The organism is Amycolatopsis sp. DG1A-15b (genome assembly GCF_030285645.1).
Classification (GTDB): Bacteria; Actinomycetota; Actinomycetes; order Mycobacteriales; family Pseudonocardiaceae; genus Amycolatopsis.
Window position 1 is genome coordinate 5,266,330 of sequence record NZ_CP127296.1, and the last position, 18,849, is coordinate 5,285,178.

Genomic DNA, 18,849 nt, shown 5'->3' on the forward strand with positions numbered 1-18,849 from the left:
GTTGCGAGGCATGTTCGCCGTGTACGCGCAGGAACCCAACGCCGACAGCCCGCTCGACTCGCTCGTCGTCGGCGAGCGCCCCGAACCCGAAGTACCGGACGGCTGGGTCCGCGTGCGCGTCAAGGCGGCCAGCCTCAACATGCACGACCTCTGGACCCTGCGCGGGGTGGGGATCAAGCCGGAGCAGTTCCCGATGATCCTCGGCTGCGACGGCGCGGGCACCCTGGACGACGGCTCCGAGGTCGTCATCCACTCGGTGATCAACGCGCCGGGCTGGCAGGGCGACGACACCCTCGACCCGAAGCGCACGCTGCTCACCGAGAAGCACCAGGGCACCTTCGCCGACCAGGTCGTCGTGCCCGCCCGCAACGTCGTCCCGAAGCCCGCGGCGCTCAGCTTCGCCGAAGCCGCCACCATGGGCACGGCCTGGCTCACCGCCTACCGGATGCTCTTCGTGAAGTCCGGGCTGCGGCCCGGGCAAACGATGCTCGTGCAGGGCGCCTCCGGCGGCGTTTCGACGGCGCTGGTCCAGCTCGGCCGCGCGGCCGGGTTCCGGGTCTGGGTCACCGGCCGCACCGAGGAGAAGCGCGCCCTCGCCACCAGCCTCGGCGCACACCAGGCGTTCGAGTCCGGCGCGCGGCTGCCCGAGCGCGTCGACGCCGTGTTCGAGACCGTCGGCAAGGCGACCTGGTCACACTCGGTCAAATCACTCAAACCGGGCGGGATCATCGTGGTCTCGGGCTCCACCAGCGGCCCGGACGCGCACGCGGAGCTGCAGCGCGTCTTCTTCCTCCAGCTGCGCGTCGCCGGCTCGACCATGGGCACCCGCGACGAGCTCGCGGACCTGCTCGCCTACCTCGACCTGACCGGCGTCCGGCCGCAGATCGGCGCGGAACTTTCTTTTGCCGAGGCACCCAAGGGCTTCCAGGCGATGCTCGACGGGGACACCGCCGGCAAGATCGTCTTCACCCGCTAGGCCGCCGTGAGCTGGGCGGATCCCTTGCTCCACCCAGCCCGACATTTCGTGAATTCTTGACGTCTTCAGTTCGAGACCTGGTCGTTAGCACCGAAATTCGACCAAAACCCCACCTCCGCCAGGTAATCTTGGAGGCATGACCGCGACGAAGCGGCCCGCGCCGGCTGTTCCGGGCGGCCGGCCCAGTGACGAGGACCCGATCCGGGTCTCCTTCCGGCGCTACGCCGGCGTCCGCACCCGTGTGCTCGAGGTCGGCGACACCGGCCCCGAGCCGGAGGTACCGCGCCGCTCGCTGCGCCGCCGGGCCGCCGCGCCGCACGTGCGGCCCACCGCACCACGCCTGGTGCTCCTGCACGGCTACTGCGACAGCGCCGACACCTGGCGCCCCGCCCTGAAGCAGCTCGCGGCCGCCGGGATCCCGGCGGTCGCGGTCGACCTGCCCGGATTCGGCGACGCCCAGCCGCTGCGGCCGGGCCCGATGCTGCCGCAGCTCGACGCGTTCACCACCGCCGTCGTCCGCGAACAGGCCGTGCTCGGCTCGGTCGTGCTGGCCGGGAACTCCCTCGGCGGCACCATGAGCCTGCGTGCCGCCCAGAACAGCCGCCTGCCGATCTCGGGCGTCGTGTCCATCGCCGCGCCGGGGTTCGTGGACTCGTGGCTGATCCGCACGGTGGCGCGCTACCCGCTGCCGCTGCGGCTGTACTCGTCCCTGCCCGTTCCGGTGCCGGGGTTCCTGGTGCGCAAGGTCGCCGAGCAGCTCGTCCCGCGGCTGCTGTACGCCGACTCGGGCGCGGCTGACGCGACCCAGGTGCAGCGCTTCACCGCGCTCTTCCCGGACTACCGCGCGACCAAGAGCCGGCTGGAAGAGGCCCGGCAGCTCGTCGCCGAGCTCGCCGACGCCTACCGCCTCGACTCGGTCGAGGTCCCGCTGCTGGTCGTCGCGTGCGGCAAGGACAAGCTCGTCACCGCCGCGTCCGGGCGGCAGCTGCACACGCTGGTGCCGCACAGCAGGCTGCTGGTCCGCGAGGACTGGGGGCACTGCCCGCAGCTGGACGACCCGGTGGAGGTCGCGGAGCTGCTCACCTACTTCGCGGCGAGCGCGGTCCGGACCACTCAGGCGAAGCGGGCGGCCGCGTCGGCGCCGAAGGCCGTCAGCGAGGACACCGCGGCGGGCTGACGCGCTCAGGCTGTCGGCGCGCCGGGTTGGCGGTAGGTTCCCGCGAGGGCCCGCGATCCGGGCCCTCCACCGACCGTTCGGGAGACGATGATGTCCGCTCCAGGAGGCCTGGGCTCGAGCTCCGGCATCTTCCGGCGCAAGCCGATCGAACAGATCCAGGACAAGGCCGAAGGCGGCCTGAACCGCACTCTGGGACTTTGGCAGCTGACCGCCATCGGCGTCGGCGGCATCATCGGCGCCGGGATCTTCGCCCTCGCCGGCAGCGTCGCGCACGGCGACGACGCGGCGGGCATCCCCGGCGTCGGGCCGGCCGTGCTGATCTCGTTCCTCATCGCCGGGGTCGCCAGCGCCGCGGCGGCGTTCTCCTACGCGGAGTTCGCCGGCCTGATCCCGAAGGCCGGCTCGGCCTACACCTACGGCTACGCGGTGCTCGGCGAGATCGTCGGCTGGTTCATCGGCTGGGACCTGCTGCTGGAGTACACCGCGATCGTGGCGGTGGTGGCGATCGGCATCTCGGGCTACTTCAGCTTCCTGCTCGGCCAGCTCGGCCTCGACCTGCCCGCGTGGATGCTGGGCGCGCCCGGCACCGGGCCCGGCCACAAGGTCGACCTGTTCGCCGCGCTGCTGTGCCTGCTGATCGCGTACCTGCTCAACCGCGGCATCCGCAGCGCCGCCCGGTTCGAGACGGCGATGGTCGGGATCAAGGTCCTGATCGTGCTGGTGGTCATCCTGGTCGGCTTCTTCTACGTCAAGACCGGCAACTACACGCCGTTCGCCCCGGCCGGCTTCGGCGGCGCGGTGACCGGCGCGGCGACGGTGTTCTTCGCCGTCTTCGGCTACGACGCCATGAGCACCGCGGCGGAGGAGTCGAAGGACGCCCAGCGGCACATGCCGAAGGCGATCCTCTACTCGCTGGGCATCTCGATGGTGCTGTACGTGCTGGCCTGCCTGGTGCTGACCGGCATGCAGAAGTACACCGAGATCGACCCGAAGAGCGGGTTCTCGACGGCGTTCAAGTCGGTCGGCCTTTCCGGCCTGGCCACGGTGATCGCGATCGGTGCCATCGTCGGCATCCTCACCGTGCTGTTCACGTTCCTGATGGGCGCCACCCGCGTCGGCTACTCGATGAGCCGCGACGGCCTGCTGCCGCCGTGGTTCGGCAAGACCAACCCGAAGCGCCAGGTGCCGAGCCGGATGACGTGGATCCTCGGGGCTGCGTCCGCGATCATCGCCGGGGTGCTGCCGATCGGCGAGGCGGCCGAGCTGACGAACATCGGCATCCTGCTGGCGTTCGTCGTCGTCTGCGTCGCGGTGATCGTGCTGCGCTACAAGCAGCCGGACCTGCCCCGGACGTTCAAGACGCCGGGGATGCCGGTGGTGCCGGCGATCGGCATCGTGTTCTCGCTCTGGCTGATCACGTTCCTGCAGCCGGCGACCTGGATCCGGTTCGGTGTCTGGTTCCTGATCGGCCTGGTCGTCTACTTCCTCTACAGCCGGCGGCACTCGCTGCTGAACCGCACGGGCGGCTAGCGGATCCGGTCGAGGCGGGCGGCGGCGTCGCGCGCCTCGACCTTCAGCCGTTCGATGATCACGGCGGCCGAGGCGTCGTACGCGAGCGGGTAGGTCTGGCCCGCCCACAGCGAGATCGCTTCCGGGTCCCCGGCCTTCGCCGACGCCTTGCGCACCGGACCCGCCAGGTGGTTGAGCTGCGGGTACGCGGCCGGCGCCCCCTCGGAGAGGGCGTCGGTGAACTTGTTGACCAGGCCCCGCGCCGGGCGGCCGCTGAAGGCGCGGGTGAAGGCCGTCTCGCGCTCGGCGAGGGCGAGCGCCTTGCGGTGCGCCTCGGACGTCCCGGCTTCGTCCGCCCGCAGGAAGACGGTGCCCAGCTGGGCGGCCACGGCCCCGGCGGCGAGCACCGCGGCGACGTCGGCCCCGTGCACCAGCCCGCCCGCGGCGATCAGCGGCAGGTCGACCCGGGCGGCGACCAGCCTGAGGAGCGCGAGGACGCCGTATTCCGCGCCGCCGCCGGGCCGGCGCGGGTCGTCGGTGAACAGGCTGCGGTGGCCGCCCGCCTCGAAACCCTGCAGGACGAGCGCGTCGGCCCCGAGGTCGGCGGCCCGGGTGGCCGCCTCGGGCGTGGTGACGGTGATGACGATCTCGATGCCGGCGTCGCGGAGCCGGAGGACGTCCGACGGCGAGGGCGGGCCGAAGGTGAACGACACCACGGGAACGCGCTTCTCGAGGACGACGTCCAGCTTCGCGGGATACGCGTCGTCGTCCCACTTCGGCTCGCCGAGCTCGACGTCGTACTCGCGGGCGAACGCTTCCAGCCGGGTTTTGTGGGCCGAGATGTCGGCGCCGGTGTCGGGCTGCGGGACGAAGAGGTTGACGCCGAACGGCCGCCCGGTGAGCTCGGCGGTGCGGTCGATCTGGGCCGTCAACGCCGCGGGCGTGAGCATGCCGGCGGAGAGGAAGCCGAAGCCACCGGCCTCGGACACCGCGGCGACCAGCTCCGGGGTGGTGGGACCGCCGGCCATCGGCGCGGCGACGACCGGGAACGTCAGCTCGTCGAACATGCCACCGAGCGTAGCCCGGACCCGCCCATCGCGCGGACCGCCGGCGAGTCCACCCGGTTTGGTCTAGACCATGAGCGCCGGACCTGCGACGATCCGGGGAGGTGCGACGGCGAGGTCGCACCCTTCCCGCCAGGAGGTCCCCCGGTGAAGCAGTCCTTCGCGCGGCGGCTCGGCCGCGCACTCGCCGTGCTGGCCCTGATCGGCGCCGGCACGACAGCCGCACACCTCACGCCCGCCGCGGCGGCCACGCCGGCGTTGCAGTCGATCGTGCCGGTGCCGGTCTCGGTGACCCCGGCGGCCGGGGTCGCGTTCCCGCTGGTCTCGACGACCAAGATCGTCACCGAAGCCGGTTCGGCGCCGGCCAGGCAGGTCGGCGACTACCTGGCCGGCGTGCTGCGGCCGTCGACCGGCTTCGCGCTGCCGGTGTCCGACGCGCCGGCGTCGGTGCCGTCCGACAGTATCGCGCTGCTGCTCGGCGGCGCGCCCGCGACCGTCGGCGCCCAGGGCTACCAGCTGGTGTCGACGGCGTCGTCGGTCACCGTGCGGGCCACTACCGCGGACGGGCTCTTCGCGGGCGTCCAGACGTTGCGGCAGCTGCTGCCGGGGCGCGCGGAAAGCCCGACGGCCCAGCCGGGCCCGTGGAGCGTCCCGGGGGCGACGATCGTGGACTACCCGCGCTTCGCCTACCGCGGCGCGATGCTCGACGTCGCCCGCCACTTCCACCCGGTGCCGACCGTCAAGCGGTACCTCGACCAGCTGGCCCAGTACAAGATCAACAACCTCCACCTGCACCTGGCGGACGACCAGGGCTGGCGCATCCAGATCGACAGCTGGCCCCGCCTGACGACGTACGGCGGCAGCACCCAGGTCGGCGGCGGCGCGGGTGGCTACTACACGAAGGCGCAGTACACGGACATCGTGAACTACGCGGCTGCGCGCCACATCTCGATCATCCCGGAGATCGACATGCCGGGACACGTGAACGCGGCCCTGGCGTCGTACGCGGAGCTGAACTGCACCGGGGTGGCCCCGGCCCTGCGCACGGACACGGCGGTCGGCTACAGCTCGTTGTGCATCTCGAAGGACATCACGTACACCTTCATCGCGGACGTCCTGCGCGAGCTGGCGGCCCTGACCCCGGGCCCGTACCTCCACATCGGCGGCGACGAAGCATCGGCGACTTCGCAGGCGGACTACCTGACGTTCATGAACAAAGTGCTTCCCCTGGTGGCGGCGACGGGCAAGTCGGTGGTGGGCTGGCACGACATCGCCAAGGCGTCCCTGCCGGCTTCGGCGTCGCCGCAGTTCTGGGGAACTTCGACGTCGGACGCGGGGGTGTCGACGGCGGTTTCCCGCGGCAGCAAGGTGATCCTGTCGCCGGCGAACAAGGCGTACCTGGACATGAAGTACAACAGCTCGACGCCCATCGGGCTGTCGTGGGCGGGCTACATCGAGGTCCAGGACGCGTACGGCTGGAACCCGGGAGCGTACCTATCGGGCGTGGGCGAATCGGCCGTCCGCGGCGTGGAGTCGCCCCTGTGGACGGAAACGGTGGTGACGCCATCGGACATCGACTACCTGGCGTTCCCCCGCCTGGCCGCGCACGCGGAGCTGGGCTGGTCACCGTGGTCGACCCACGACTGGACGGCCTTCCGGACCCGGCTGGGAGCCCAGGCGCCCCGCTGGGTGGCGCAGGGCATCAACTTCTACCGGTCATCGCAGATCGCGTGGGACACGGGCGGGACGACGAACCCGGGCACGTGCGCGGACCCGGCGTGGAGCGCTTCGCAGGTGTACACGGGCGGGAACGTGGTGTCCCACAACGGCCACAAGTGGACGGCGAAGTGGTGGACACAGGGCGAGGAGCCGGGAACGACGGGCCAATGGGGGGTGTGGACCGACAACGGCGCTTGCTGAGCGGGAAATCACCAGGGCTTCTGCTGTTAGTGTTCGGCTGTGCCTGAGCCTTGCCCGATCTGTGCCAAGCACCGCGGTACCGGACCGCTCGTCAGCCCGGTTGTCTGGGCCGATGAGCTCGTCGTCGTGACTCATCGGCCCGGGACCTTTCCCGGCTATCTGTTCGTCGAGACCCGGCGGCACGTGGCGAACCTCGACAGGCTCACCGAAGCCGAAGCTCTGGCCGTCGCGCGGGCCGCCTGGGTGGGTGCCCGCGCGCTGCGGGCCGAACTGGATCCCGAGTCCGTGCACTCGGCCATCGCCGGACGGGGGCCGGCGCGGGCTCATTTCCACCAGCACGTCTTCGTGCGGCATCGGGACACTCCCGCCGAGCTCGGGTGGATGGATGTCGACTGGCCCGGCGCGCCTCGCGAGGACGTCGACCTCCTGTGCGGACGGTTATCGCCGCACTTCGGCCGGTGAAGATCGGACCTCCAGTGCGTCGGGCGGGCTAGGTTGGAGCGCATGACCGCTGATCTGGAGCAGGTTCGCACGCTGTCGCTGCAGGAACACGGCCTCGCCACCGTTGCCACGACGCGGGCGGACGGCACCGTGCACGCCTCCGTCGTCAACGTCGGTGTCTTCGACGATCCGGTGACCGGTGCGCCGGGTGTCGCCTACGTCGCCGTCGGCAAGGCGCACAAGCTTCTCCTGCTGCGGCGGGCCGGGCACGCCACCGTCACCTTCCGGCGCGGCTGGAACTGGCTCTCCGTCACCGGTGCCACCCACCTCATCGGGCCCGACGATCCCGACCCCGCCTTCGACCCCGCGGGCCTGCCGCAACTGCTGCGTGACGTCTTCATCGCCGCCACCGGCACCCACGACGACTGGGCCGAGTACGACCGGGTCATGGCCGAAGAGCGGCGGGTCGCGGTGTTCATCCGGGCAGACCGGATAATCGGCAATCCCTGACCCCGCCGGCCCCAGGAGTCGTCCCGTTGTCCGAGTCCCCGCCCCGCGTGACCACGCCGGTCAAGGTCCTCGTCGGCTTGCTCGTCGCCGCCGACGCCGGATTCGGCGCGGCGCTCGCCACCGGGCTGGTGCGCGGCCTTTCGCCGTGGCTGATCGGCGGTGCCTACGCGGCGACCGTGCTCGCCGCCGTGCTGGCCTACCGCGTGTCCCGTGCCCGCGACCTCAAGCGCGGGTTCGAGGGCCTGCGCGACCTCACCGTCGGCGACGAGGGCATCCGCCTGCCGGCGGGCACGCTCAGCACGCGCCTGGTCCCCTGGCCGGAGATCGCGGAGGTGACCGTCCGCCGTTCGGCCCGCTTCGGCGACGGCTACCTGCGCGACGCCCTCTGGGTCGACCTGATCACCGGCGGAGGCGTCGAAAGTTCGGTGCAGCGCTACGCGCCGCGAAGCAAGCTCGAGCCGGCGCCGCCCGGGCGGAGGCAGTTCGAGCAGACGGCGATCCTCACCCCGGCCCTGTTCGACGCCGTGCTCGACCGGCTCCGGAAGGAACTGCGCCACCGGCAGCTGCACGCCCAGCTCCGCGGGACGCCTCGCATCCGGCCCCACTGACCGGCGCCGCGTCAGCCGAGCCGGCCCAGCAGCTCCCGTGGCACGATCCGCACCGGGAACGGCCGCTCGAGCTCGACCGCCTCGTCGCCCGCCGCCTTGGCCACCTGCTGGTAGTGGCCGTCCGCGTCCAGCTCGAACACGGTCAGTGCGGGCTCCTTCGGATCGATCACCCAGTAGCTGCCGGTCCCGAGCCGTTCGAAGACCGCCTTCTTGGTATTGAGGTCGTGGATCGCCGAGCTGGGCGACAGCACTTCGACCGCCAGCACCGGCGGCGCCGGAAGATCCTTGTCGGTGAAATCTTCGTCCCGGCCAACCAGGATGTCCGGCTGCAGCTCAGTATCGTCCCCCGAGTGCACGGCGAACGGCGCGCCTACCACCTCGAAATCAGTCGGACACGCGGCTTCCAGTACGCCATAGAGCCGGTAGGCGATCTTCTGGTGTCTCAGACCGGGCGCGGGGCTCACGATCAGCACCCCGTCGATGAGTTCGCGGCGTCGGCCATCGTCCGGCATCCCCTCGAGGTCGCGCACCGTCAGGGGGCCCGAATCGGCGGGGTGCTCGATGTCTGCCATGACCGTCATGGTGCTCTCCTTTCGCTCTTCGCACCAGAGGAAACCAGAGAGCACCGACAGAAACCGCATCGAACACGGGTTCGGCGCCCATATTCACGCGTAGGCGTGAATATGGGCGCCACTGTCACATCAATGGAACAGTTACTTCTTGTTCTTGCCGGAGTCCTCAGTGGACAGTGCCGCGACGAAGGCCTCCTGCGGAACCTCGACCCGGCCGACGGTCTTCATCCGCTTCTTGCCTTCCTTCTGCTTCTCCAGCAGCTTGCGCTTCCGCGAGATGTCACCGCCGTAGCATTTCGCGAGCACGTCCTTGCGGATCGCGCGAATCGTTTCGCGGGCGATGATCCGGGCACCGATGGCCGCCTGGATGGGCACCTCGAAGTTCTGCCGCGGAATCAGCTCGCGAAGCCGGTTCACCATGCGGTTGCCGTAGTTGTAGGCGTCTTCCTTGTGCACGATCGCCGAGAAGGCGTCCACACCCTCGCCCTGCAGCAGGATGTCCACCTTGACCAGGTCCGCCGCCTGGGTACCGGCCTCTTCGTAGTCCAGGGACGCATAGCCGCGCGTACGCGACTTCAGCGTGTCGAAGAAGTCGAAGATGATCTCGCCCAGCGGCATGTTGTACCGCAGTTCGACCCGGTCCTCGGACAGGTAGTCCATCCCGAGGAGCTGACCGCGCTTGTTCTGGCACAGCTCCATGATCGTGCCGATGAATTCGGACGGCGCCAGGATGCTGACCTTGCTGACCGGCTCGAGCACCTTGTCGATCTTGCTCCCGGTCGGCCAGTCCGACGGGTTGGTGACGTGGATTTCCTTGCCGTCGTCCAGCACCACGTCGTAGACGACGTTCGGCGCCGTCGAGATCAGGTCGAGGCCGAACTCGCGCTCGAGCCGGTCGCGCGTGATCTCCAGGTGCAGCAGGCCGAGGAAGCCGCAGCGGAAGCCGAAGCCCAGCGCCACCGACGTCTCCGGCTCGTAGTCCAGGGCGGCGTCGTTCAGCTGGAGCTTGTCCAGCGCCTCCCGCAGCTCGGGGTAGTCCGAACCGTCGACCGGGTACAGGCCCGAGTAGACCATCGGCTTCGGCTCGCGGTAGCCCGCCAGCGCTTCCTTGGCGCCGTTGCGCTCGGACGTCACCGTGTCGCCGACCTTCGACTGGCGGACGTCCTTCACGCCGGTGATCAGGTAGCCGACCTCGCCGACGCCGAGGCCCTTGCTGGGCTTGGGCTCCGGCGAGATGATCCCGACCTCCAGCAGCTCGTGCGTGGCGCCGGTGGACATCATCTTGATCTTCTCGCGCGGCGTGATCTTGCCGTCGACGACACGGATGTAGGTGACGACGCCGCGGTAGGTGTCGTACACCGAGTCGAAGATCATCGCGCGGGCGGGCGCGTCGGCGTCACCCTGCGGTGCCGGGACCGACTTCACGACCTCGTCGAGCAGCGCGCCGACGCCCATGCCGGTCTTGGCCGAGACCCGCAGCACGTCGTCCGGCTCGCAGCCGATGATGTGGGCCAGCTCACCCGCGTACTTGTCGGGGTCGGCCGAGGGCAGGTCGATCTTGTTGAGCACCGGGATGATCTGGAGGTTGTTCTCCAGCGCGAGGTACAGGTTGGCCAGCGTCTGGGCCTCGATCCCCTGCGCCGCGTCGACCAGCAGAACGGCGCCTTCGCACGCCTCCAGGGCCCGGGAAACCTCGTAGGTGAAGTCGACGTGGCCGGGGGTGTCGATCATGTGCAGGACGTGGTCCTGCCCGTCGACCTTCCAGGGCAGCCGGACGTTCTGCGCCTTGATCGTGATGCCGCGCTCGCGTTCGATGTCCATCCGGTCGAGGTACTGAGCGCGCATGGCCCGCTCTTCCACGACGCCGGTGAGCTGCAGCATGCGGTCGGCCAGGGTGGACTTGCCGTGGTCGATGTGCGCGATGATGCAGAAGTTCCGGATGAGCTCCGGAGGCGTGAAGGTCGTGTCGGCGAACGTCGTCACTCGAATGAGTCCTCGGAAAGTCGGGGATGGCCACCTCTATGGTCCCATGGCCCTCCGGGTGCGGGTGGGGGTCATCCCCGATGCGGGCTTTTGCGATCCGTGGTGCCCTCGAAGTATGAGTACTCCGCACCAGCCGGCACCCCCTCCCCCGCCGGAGACCAGCGGGTTCGCCCGCGTCCTCGACCGGACGTTCGGTCACCCCTCCGGCGCGCTCGGCCGCCTCGGCGGCTGGGTCATGGCCCGGGGCAACGCCGCCACCGAACACCGCGTCGTCGACCTCGCGAAGATCGAGCCCGACGAAACCGTCCTGGTCGTCGGGCCCGGCCCCGGCGTCGGCCTGGAAGCCGCCGCGCGCCTGGCCGGGCGCGCCGTCGGCGTCGATCCCTCCGCCGAGATGCTCGCGCTGTGCCACGAGCGCTGCGGCGACCGGGCCGAGCTGCGCGAAGGGTCGGCGGCGCACACCGGCGAGCCCGGCGAGTCCGTCGACGTCGTGCTGAGCGTGAACAACGTCATGCTGTGGGAAGACCGCGCGGCCGGGTTCGCCGAGCTGTTCCGGGTCCTGCGTCCCGGCGGCCGGCTGCTGCTGTCCGCGCACGAGAAGTGGCTGCCCGTGAGCAGGCACGTCCTGGCCGACGAAGCCGCCGCCGCGGGGTTCGGCGACCTGCAGACCTGGACCTGGGAGCCGCCGGGGTTCGCCGCGCTCGCCGCGCAGCTGCGCGCCGTCAAGCCCGCCTAGCGGGCGTCCGTGCGGATCGGGTGGCCCTCCGGCACCTCGACCAGCACGATGCGCGTGCCGTCCGGATCGGCGATCCAGGCCTCGTCGAGGCCCCAGGGCTCGCGCTGGGCGTCCCGCACCGGCTTCAAGCCCCTCGCCTCGAGATCGGCCAGGGTGCCGGCGAGGTCCCGGACCTGCAGCCAGAGCACCAGATCGGGCGACGAGCCCGCCTCGCCCGCACCGGAGACCTCCAGGGAGCCGTGGCCGAGGAAGAACACGGTGCCGCCGGGGAATTCCCGCTCGACGGCCAAGCCGAGGGTGTCGCGGTAGAACGCCGTGGACGCGGCGACGTCCCGCGGGCGGATCAGCAGCCGGCTCTTCAGGATCTCCATCCGACCATCCCTACCGGACGGGCTCAGGCGGCCGCAATCGCGGCGATGCCGGACAGCACGATCACCGACCCGGCCAGCCGCCGCACGGCGTCACGTTCGCCCAGGACCAGCCACGCGGCGAGGCCGCCGAGCACGATGCTCAGCTCCCGGGCGGGCGCGACGAGGCTGACCGGCGCCATGGTGAGGGCGAACAGCACGAGGATGTAGGCGATCGGCGACAGGACCGCGACGAGCAGGACCTCGCGGCGCTGCTCCCGCCAGATCCGCGACACTTCGGCACGATCGGCCAGGGCGCCCGGCACGAGCAGCACGCTCTGCAGGACCGAACCGAGGCCGAAGTAGATCACCGGCGGCACGCCGAGACCGGTCACCGAATGCGCGTCCCAGAGCGTGTAGCCGGCGATGACGGCCCCGGTCAGCAGGCCGTAGAGGATCCCGGCTTTCACCGCGCGGGGGTCGTCCGCCTTGCGGCCGGTGCTGATCACCAGCACCCCGGCGACGACCAGGAACGCGCCGAGCAGGCCGAGCGGGCCGGGCCGCTCGCCGAGCACCAGGACGGCGGCCAGCACCGACAGCAACGGCCCGGTGCCCCGCGCGACGGGGTAGACGACGGAGAGGTCACCGACGCGGTACCCCCGCTGCAGCACGACGCCGTAAGCGACGTGCAGGACGGCGGTGACCGCGGCGGCGAGCAGCCAGCTCCACTGTGGAGGGTGGCTTTCGACGACGAGCAGCACGATCGTGACCGGAAGCAGCAAGACGGCACCGGCCGTGTAGTAGAGCCAGACGAACTGGGTGCCCCCGGAGGAGATCCGTTTGGCCGCCAGGTTCCACGCGGCGTGCACGACGGCGGCGACGAGGACGAGGGACAAGGCGGTGGCGTTCACGGGACCCCTTCGGGTGTTCGCGCGCGCGAACACCCCGGTCCTCCAGGCTTTTGCCCCGTCAGATGAACGACCGGCCGTCCGGGCCCGCCGATGGTGCCGCTCGGACCAGGCCCGCCGGTCCTGGTTGTGTGGTGCGGGTGGCTCGGACCGGCGACGGAACCCTAGGCACTGCCGTCGCCCACGGTACTCCCGGCTCCGGGCGCCGGCGGCCCGGCTGTTAAAGTTGTCGCTCGCTGCCCGTGCGGCATTCCGTCATGGAGGAAACCCGCTCTTCGAGCGGGGCCACTTCAGCGCGGCGGCGAATCTCACCGAGTGAAACAGGAGTTGCCCTATGGCCAACATCAAGTCGCAGATCAAGCGCATCACGACGAACGAGAAGGCGCGTCAGCGCAACCAGGCGATCCGGTCCTCGGTGAAGACCGCGATCCGCAAGGTCCGCGAAGCCGCCGAGGCCGGCGACAAGGCCAAGGCCGTCGAGCTGCAGCGCGACGCCGCCCAGAAGCTGGACAAGGCCGTCTCGAAGGGCGTCATCCACGCCAACCAGGCCGCCAACAAGAAGTCGGCGCTGGCCAAGCGCGTCAACGCGCTCTGAGCTGGTTGATTTCTGGGAAGGCCCCGGCTTCGGCCGGGGCCTTCTTCATGTCCGGGCCTTCGGTGTCCGGGCTCTTCTCGTCCGGGCTCTTGGTGTCCGGTCCGCCTGTGTCCGGGCCCGCGGCGGTCAGCGGTCGCCCTTGGCTGCCGCCACCTGGAGGACCGCGCGCTCCAGCGCGTAGCCCGGATCCGCCGCCACACCCTTGACCTCGGCGTTCAGCCTGGCCACCACGCGCATCGCCGTGGCCAGGCCGTCCTGGTTCCAGCCTCGCGACTGGCCCTGGGCCTTGCGGATCTTCCACGGCGGCATGCCCAGCTCGCCCGCCATCTGGTTCGGGTTGCCCCGGCCCGCGCCGGAGACCCGGGCGATCGTCCGGACCGCGTCGGCCAGCGCGTCGGCGACCAGCACGTGCGGGACGCCCAGCTGCATCGCCCAGCGCAGCGACTCCAGCGCCGCCGCGCGATCGCCGCTGACCGCCTTCTCCGCGACGGCGAAGCCGGTGACGTCGGCGCGGCCGCGGTGGTAGCGGCGGACCGCGTCGGCGTCGACGGAGCCACCCGTGTCCGCGACCAGCTGCGTCGCCGCCGAAGAGAGTTCCCGCAGGTCGGAGCCCACGGCGTCGAGCAGGGCGGCGACCCCCGCCGGGTCGATCTTGCCGCCCACCCGGCGCACCTCGTGGCGGACGAACTGCTCCCGCTCGGCCGGCTTGGTCAGCTTCGGGCACTCGGTGACCTCGGCGCCGGCCTTCTTCAGCGCCGCCGGGAGCGACTTGCCCGCCTTGCTGCGGCCGCCACCGGTGTGCACGACGACGAGCACGACCCCGTCGGCCGGGTCCTTCAGGTAAGCCGCGACGGCGTCGGCCAGCTCCTGCGAGATGTCCTGCGCCGACTCCAGGACGATCACCCGGCCTTCGCTGAACAGCGACGGGCTGACCAGTTCGGCCAGCTCGGGCGCTGTGAGATCGGACACCCGGACCCGGGTCAGCTCGGCGGTCGCGTCCATCGCGCGGGCGGCGGCGAGCGTCTCGCGGACGGCCCGCTCGATCAGCAGTTCTTCCTCACCCAGCACCAGGTGCAGCGGGGCCGGGGCGGTGGCTTGCGCGGTCACCCGTGAATCCTCTCACTCGCGCTCCGGTGCGCCCGCTCCGGTGATGTCGAGCGGTCACCGTGGCACGGCCCGAGCGCGATGTCGTACGGTGTAGCCGAGGCAGCCCGCCCCGGACGATCCGGCGTGCGCGCACCGACAACTGAATACCGCTCATCCAGAGGGGCAGAGGGAACGGCCCGACGAAGCCCCGGCAACCGGCGTACAGCCTGTCATCCCGCGATCGCGGGGTAGCTGACGACCACGGTGCCAATTCCGGCCCGCTTCGGCGGGGCAGATGAGGAAAGGAACCTCGCGATGACCGCAACCCTCGGCACGACCTCCACCACGAAGACCCCGGATCTCGGTCCGGCCGTCGAACTGGTGTCGAAGGAAGAGGGCCACCGGCAGCCGCTCGCTCCGGAGTTCGTCTCCGCCGAAGACTTCTCGCCGCTCGAGGTCGCCTACGACTTCGGCCGCGTCCGCCGCGAAGACATCGAGGCCGGCCCCAAGAACATCTGGCGCTACAAGAAACTCCTTCCCGTTCCGTCCAACGTCGAAGAGATCCCGAACACCGAGCCGGGCGCGACGCGGCTGATCCGCGCCGACCGCCTCGCCAAGGAGCTCGGCCTCAAGCGCGTGTGGGTCAAGGACGACACCGGCAACCCGACGCACTCGTTCAAGGACCGCGTCGTCGCCGTCGCGCTGGCCGCGGCCCGCGAGTTCGGGTTCGAGGTGCTCGCGTGTCCGTCGACCGGCAACCTGGCCAACGCGACGGCCGCAGCCGCGGCCCGCGCCGGCTGGCGGTCGGTCGTGCTGATCCCCAAGAGCCTCGAGCGCGCCAAGATCCTCACCACCGCGGTGTACGACGGCGACCTCCTCGCCATCGACGGCAACTACGACGACGTCAACCGCCTCGCCACCGAGCTCGCCGGCGAGCACCCGAAGTGGGCGTTCGTCAACGTGAACGTCCGGCCGTACTACTCGGAGGGCTCGAAGACGCTGGCCTTCGAGGTCGCCGAGCAGCTCGGCTGGCGCATCCCGCCGCAGATCGTCGTGCCGATCGCCTCCGGTTCGCAGCTGACCAAGGTGGACAAGGGTTTCCGTGAGCTGGGACAGCTCGGTCTCGTGGACGCCAGCCCGTACAAGGTGTTCGGCGCGCAGGCCACCGGCTGCTCGCCGGTGTCGGCCGCGTTCCGCGAGGGCCACGACGTCGTCCAGCCGGTGAAGCCGGACACGATCGCCCGCTCGCTGGCGATCGGCAACCCGGCCGACGGCCCGTACGTGCTCGACATCGTCAACCGCACCGGCGGCGCGATCGAGGACGTCTCCGACGAAGAGGTCGTCGAGGGCATCCGCCTGCTGGCCCGCACCGAAGGCATCTTCACCGAGACGGCCGGCGGGGTCACCGTCGCCACGGCGAAGAAGCTGGTCGAGACGGGCAAGCTGGACCCGGACGCCGAGACGGTGCTGCTCATCACCGGCGACGGCCTCAAGACCCTCGACGCGATCGAGAACCACGTGGGCCCCAAGGCGACCCTGCCGCCCTCGGCCGCGGCCGTGAACAAGGCCCTCGGCTACTGAGCTCCGGCCGGGGCGGGCCCACCCGGCCCGCCCCGGCGCTCAGCGGCGAGGCGGCCCGCGGGGCTCGCCGCGGCGGGATATTGCCGTGCCGGTGACCACTGCCGTGTCGCCGTCCACGTCGGTGCGGGTCACTCGTGCACCGAGGGCCGCCAGGGTGTCCATTGTGGACTTACTGGGGTGCCCGTACGCGTTTCCCGCGCCGACGCTGACCAACGCCACCCGTGGGGCCACCGCCGCGAGGAACGACGGCAGCGAGTAGCGGCTGCCGTGGTGCGGCACCTTCAGCACCTCCGCCTTCAGATCTCCGATGTCGGCCAGCAGGTCCGCCTGCGCGGCCAGTTCGACGTCGCCGGTCAGCAGGACCCGGCCCGCCGCCGTCTCCGCTCGGAGCACCACCGAGCTGTTGTTGATCGTCGTGCCGTCCTGTGGCCCGTCCGAGCGGGCCGGTACGTAGCGCGGGCCCAGGACGTCGAGCGCCAGGCCCGGCCAGTCCAGCCGCTCGCCCGGGTTCAGCTCCACCAGCGGCACCGCCCGCCGGGTGGCCTCGGCGGCCACCTGGCGCCACGCCCACCCCGGCGCCCGGCCCGGGCCGACGGCGATCGCGCCGACCGCCCGGCCGTCGAAGACCGAGGCGAGGCCGCCGATGTGGTCGGCGTGCAGGTGGCTCAGCACCAGCAGCGGGATCCGGTCGACCGCCAGCCGGTGCAGGCACTCGTCGACCGGCCCCGGCTCGGGTCCGGCGTCCACGACAACCGCCCGTCCCGGCTCGGCGGTGGCCAACACGACGGCGTCGCCCTGGCCGACGTCGCATTCGACCATCGCCCAGTTCCGCGGCGGCCACGCCGGCGCCAGTACCCGGACCGGCACGAACACCAGCAGCGCGCCGGCGACGAGCACCGCCATCAGCACCCGCACCCGCCGGTGCCGGACCGCGAGCACCAGCACCGCGAGGACGGCAGCGGCCAGGAGACCACCCACCCAGCCACCGGGCCAGGCGATGACCGCGCCCGGGGCCCGCGCGCCGTGCCGGGCGACGGTGATCAACCACCGGGCCTCCGGGTCGGCCAGGTGCACCAGGACCTTCCCGGCGCCCGGCCACCACGGGCCGGTGACCGTCGCCAGCACGCCGAGCACCGTCGCCGGGGCCACCACGGGCGCGGCGAGGACGTTGGTCAGCACCGAAACCAGGCTCACCGAACCCGCCATGCCCGCGAGCACCGGCGCCGTCACCAGGAAAGCCGCCAGCGGGATCGCCAGCCCTTCCGCGAAACCCGGCGGGATCCCGCGGCGGACCAGGCCGTCGGCCCAGCGGGGCGCGAGCAGGACCAGCCCACCGGTGGCGCACACCGACAGCGCGAAGCCGAAGTCCGTGGCCATCGCCGGATCCGCGACCACCAGTAGGCACACCGCGAAGGCCAGCGCGGGCAGCGCCGAACCGCGGCGGCCCAGTGCCAAGGCCAGGAGCGCCACGGCCGCCATGACACCCGCGCGCAGCACGCTCGGCTCCGGGCCGACGAGGACGAGGAACCCGGCCAGGCACGTCCCGGCCGCCGCGGCCGACAGCCGGGGCCCGAGCCGGAGCAGGCGCAACAGGAGCAGTACCGCCCCGCAGATCACCGCGAGGTTGCCGCCGCTGACCGCGGTGAGGTGCGTGAGACCCGCGGAGACGAACTCCTGCTCGACGCGCGGGGACAACGCGCTCGTGTCGCCCAGTACCAGTCCCGGGAGCAGGCCCGCGGGTTCCTCCGGCAGGGCCTGGCACAGGTCGTGAAGACCGGAGCGCAGCCCGGCTGCCGCACGCTGCCACCAAGGCGCCGGGCCGGGCTCCCCCGGCGGGCCGCGCACCGACAGCACCGCGACGGTCAGGTCCGAGCCGCGTGGCGGCATCAGCAGACCCGTCGCAGTCACCTCTTGGCCCGGCAGCAGCGACGCCCACTGCGCGACCGGGGCCAGCAGCAGGACGCGGCCGGAGGAGGCGACCGGCCGACCGTCGACCGACGCTGTACGCACGTCGGCGGCGAGGACGACGGACCGGGCACCGGCTTGCCGGTCGGCATACCCCGCGCTGCGCACGGGTTTCGGCCGTTCGGCGACGACGACCCGCAACGCCGCCGGCAGCCCTTCTGCGGCGGAGGCGCGAAGTGGGTCGGTTTGGGCTTCGCGGATCCGCCAGGAGATCGGGCCGGCGGCGAGGAGGCCCAGGATCAATAGGGCTGCCGCCGCGTCGCGCACCCGGGGCCGGCCGCGGGCCCGCCACAGCACCAGCCCGGCGAGCACCGCCGCAGCAAGGCCGGCGGCGACGGCCGTCCACCAGCCGAGCAGCAGGCCGGCCAATGCCGCCAGCCAGCAGGCCACTGCCGCCGGGACGAGCCGCATGTCCTGACGGGTGTCGGTGACTGTGCTCATCCGGGAGCCACCTGCTTCCGCATGCCGGCGAACTCGCCTGGGTCGCCGGCGCGTGCCACTGCAGGCCTGGGATTGGTTACGAGGGAAGTTCTCATCCGAGCTTTACCTGCTTCCGTCTGCGAACGAAACTGCCTTCGTCTGTGCCGTCGGCGCACGGCCGTCGGGAAGCCTCGCCCGATCGCCCCTCTTCCCGAGACGAGTGGACCGGACTGCGGTTCTCGCGGGAGAAGCCGCATATCCCGTCGGGGGTCGACTACGGGGAAGGCACTCATCCGACCGCCACCCCCTCCAGCGACGAATGGGCCGGCTTGCGCCCATGCCAACAGGACCAGCCGCAGCGAGCCAAGCAGTCGCCATCGGAAACCCTCGCCCAATCGCTAGCGGTCCCGCGACAAGCGGGCTGACCTTCGGTTCGCCGGAGGGGAGCCGC

At 71.4% G+C, this 18,849-nt stretch carries 17 protein-coding genes and 1 riboswitch; of the genes, 10 read left to right on the forward strand and 7 right to left on the reverse strand.

The window, feature by feature from the left end; all coding sequences use genetic code 11:
- Window positions 1–10: 10 nt before the first annotated feature.
- The 3 genes from QRY02_RS24085 (at window position 11) to QRY02_RS24095 (ending at window position 3,683) form a co-directional block, all read left to right on the forward strand.
- Complete coding sequence (locus tag QRY02_RS24085; RefSeq protein ID WP_285985123.1) at window positions 11–976, forward strand: quinone oxidoreductase family protein; 966 nt, start codon at window positions 11–13, stop codon at window positions 974–976.
- Between the two features lie 136 nt (window positions 977–1,112).
- Window positions 1,113–2,153 (forward strand): alpha/beta fold hydrolase, encoded by a 1,041-nt coding sequence (locus QRY02_RS24090; protein ID WP_285985124.1) that lies wholly within the window; start codon window positions 1,113–1,115, stop codon window positions 2,151–2,153.
- 90 nt (window positions 2,154–2,243) lie between these two features.
- Complete coding sequence (locus QRY02_RS24095; protein WP_285985125.1) at window positions 2,244–3,683, forward strand: amino acid permease; 1,440 nt, start codon at window positions 2,244–2,246, stop codon at window positions 3,681–3,683.
- Here QRY02_RS24095 and QRY02_RS24100 read toward each other — a convergent pair.
- Window positions 3,680–4,729 (reverse strand): NAD(P)H-dependent flavin oxidoreductase, encoded by a 1,050-nt coding sequence (locus QRY02_RS24100; RefSeq protein WP_285985126.1) that lies wholly within the window; start codon window positions 4,727–4,729, stop codon window positions 3,680–3,682. The genes QRY02_RS24095 and QRY02_RS24100 overlap by 4 nt on opposite strands.
- Window positions 4,730–4,873: 144 nt before the next feature.
- On the opposite strand from QRY02_RS24100, the gene QRY02_RS24105 reads away from it, so the two are divergent.
- From QRY02_RS24105 to QRY02_RS24120, 4 genes are all read left to right on the forward strand, one after another.
- On the forward strand, window positions 4,874–6,646 hold the full coding sequence (locus tag QRY02_RS24105; RefSeq protein ID WP_285985127.1) for a beta-N-acetylhexosaminidase: 1,773 nt from the start codon (window positions 4,874–4,876) through the stop codon (window positions 6,644–6,646).
- A gap of 126 nt (window positions 6,647–6,772) precedes the next feature.
- Complete coding sequence (locus QRY02_RS24110) at window positions 6,773–7,108, forward strand: HIT family protein (RefSeq protein ID WP_285985128.1); 336 nt, start codon at window positions 6,773–6,775, stop codon at window positions 7,106–7,108.
- 42 nt (window positions 7,109–7,150) lie between these two features.
- Window positions 7,151–7,597 (forward strand): pyridoxamine 5'-phosphate oxidase family protein, encoded by a 447-nt coding sequence (locus QRY02_RS24115; RefSeq protein WP_285985129.1) that lies wholly within the window; start codon window positions 7,151–7,153, stop codon window positions 7,595–7,597.
- Window positions 7,598–7,623: 26 nt separating this feature from the next.
- A complete protein-coding gene (locus tag QRY02_RS24120; protein WP_285985130.1) occupies window positions 7,624–8,205 on the forward strand; it encodes a hypothetical protein in 582 nt (193 codons plus the stop codon).
- 11 nt (window positions 8,206–8,216) lie between these two features.
- On the opposite strand, the gene QRY02_RS24125 is transcribed toward QRY02_RS24120, so the two are convergent.
- Window positions 8,217–8,786 (reverse strand): Uma2 family endonuclease, encoded by a 570-nt coding sequence (locus tag QRY02_RS24125; RefSeq protein WP_285985131.1) that lies wholly within the window; start codon window positions 8,784–8,786, stop codon window positions 8,217–8,219.
- A 132-nt stretch (window positions 8,787–8,918) separates the two neighbouring features.
- Window positions 8,919–10,760: a translation elongation factor 4 gene (lepA, locus tag QRY02_RS24130; RefSeq protein ID WP_285985132.1), complete on the reverse strand. Its 1,842-nt coding sequence runs from the start codon at window positions 10,758–10,760 to the stop codon at window positions 8,919–8,921.
- 115 nt (window positions 10,761–10,875) lie between these two features.
- On the opposite strand from lepA, the gene QRY02_RS24135 reads away from it, so the two are divergent.
- A complete protein-coding gene (locus tag QRY02_RS24135) occupies window positions 10,876–11,496 on the forward strand; it encodes a class I SAM-dependent methyltransferase (protein ID WP_285985133.1) in 621 nt (206 codons plus the stop codon).
- Here the strand turns inward: QRY02_RS24135 and QRY02_RS24140 are convergent.
- Complete coding sequence (locus QRY02_RS24140) at window positions 11,493–11,867, reverse strand: VOC family protein (protein ID WP_285985134.1); 375 nt, start codon at window positions 11,865–11,867, stop codon at window positions 11,493–11,495. The two genes, QRY02_RS24135 and QRY02_RS24140, sit on opposite strands and share 4 nt — an antisense overlap.
- Before the next feature lie 23 nt (window positions 11,868–11,890).
- Window positions 11,891–12,754, reverse strand: a complete 864-nt coding sequence (locus QRY02_RS24145) for a DMT family transporter (RefSeq protein WP_285985135.1) — start codon at window positions 12,752–12,754, stop codon at window positions 11,891–11,893.
- Window positions 12,755–13,085: 331 nt separating this feature from the next.
- Here QRY02_RS24145 and rpsT point away from each other — a divergent pair, with 331 nt between their 5' ends.
- Window positions 13,086–13,346, forward strand: a complete 261-nt coding sequence (rpsT, locus tag QRY02_RS24150) for a 30S ribosomal protein S20 (protein ID WP_013228460.1) — start codon at window positions 13,086–13,088, stop codon at window positions 13,344–13,346.
- A 126-nt stretch (window positions 13,347–13,472) separates the two neighbouring features.
- Here rpsT and holA read toward each other — a convergent pair whose 3' ends face one another.
- A complete protein-coding gene (gene holA / locus QRY02_RS24155; protein WP_285985136.1) occupies window positions 13,473–14,453 on the reverse strand; it encodes a DNA polymerase III subunit delta in 981 nt (326 codons plus the stop codon).
- A gap of 147 nt (window positions 14,454–14,600) precedes the next feature.
- A riboswitch (SAM riboswitch) is annotated at window positions 14,601–14,734 on the forward strand.
- A gap of 13 nt (window positions 14,735–14,747) precedes the next feature.
- Between holA and thrC the strand changes: the two genes are divergently transcribed.
- Window positions 14,748–16,013: a threonine synthase gene (gene thrC / locus QRY02_RS24160; RefSeq protein WP_285985137.1), complete on the forward strand. Its 1,266-nt coding sequence runs from the start codon at window positions 14,748–14,750 to the stop codon at window positions 16,011–16,013.
- A gap of 39 nt (window positions 16,014–16,052) precedes the next feature.
- Here thrC and QRY02_RS24165 read toward each other — a convergent pair whose 3' ends face one another.
- Window positions 16,053–18,419 carry a ComEC/Rec2 family competence protein gene (locus QRY02_RS24165; protein ID WP_285985138.1) on the reverse strand — a complete coding sequence of 789 codons (2,367 nt, stop codon included), beginning with the start codon at window positions 18,417–18,419 and terminating at the stop codon, window positions 16,053–16,055.
- Between the last annotated feature and the right edge of the window lie 430 nt (window positions 18,420–18,849).

Coding starts and splice junctions, on each gene's coding strand:
- rpsT (WP_013228460.1), top strand. CDS start 13,086: ATGGCCAACATCAAGTCGCAGATCAAGCGCATCACGACGAACGAGAAG.
- QRY02_RS24095 (WP_285985125.1), top strand. CDS start 2,244: ATGTCCGCTCCAGGAGGCCTGGGCTCGAGCTCCGGCATCTTCCGGCGC.
- QRY02_RS24140 (WP_285985134.1), bottom strand. CDS start 11,867: ATGGAGATCCTGAAGAGCCGGCTGCTGATCCGCCCGCGGGACGTCGCC.
- QRY02_RS24125 (WP_285985131.1), bottom strand. CDS start 8,786: ATGACGGTCATGGCAGACATCGAGCACCCCGCCGATTCGGGCCCCCTG.
- QRY02_RS24115 (WP_285985129.1), top strand. CDS start 7,151: ATGACCGCTGATCTGGAGCAGGTTCGCACGCTGTCGCTGCAGGAACAC.
- QRY02_RS24085 (WP_285985123.1), top strand. CDS start 11: ATGTTCGCCGTGTACGCGCAGGAACCCAACGCCGACAGCCCGCTCGAC.
- thrC (WP_285985137.1), top strand. CDS start 14,748: ATGACCGCAACCCTCGGCACGACCTCCACCACGAAGACCCCGGATCTC.
- QRY02_RS24135 (WP_285985133.1), top strand. CDS start 10,876: ATGAGTACTCCGCACCAGCCGGCACCCCCTCCCCCGCCGGAGACCAGC.
- QRY02_RS24100 (WP_285985126.1), bottom strand. CDS start 4,729: ATGTTCGACGAGCTGACGTTCCCGGTCGTCGCCGCGCCGATGGCCGGC.
- QRY02_RS24165 (WP_285985138.1), bottom strand. CDS start 18,419: ATGAGCACAGTCACCGACACCCGTCAGGACATGCGGCTCGTCCCGGCG.
- QRY02_RS24090 (WP_285985124.1), top strand. CDS start 1,113: ATGACCGCGACGAAGCGGCCCGCGCCGGCTGTTCCGGGCGGCCGGCCC.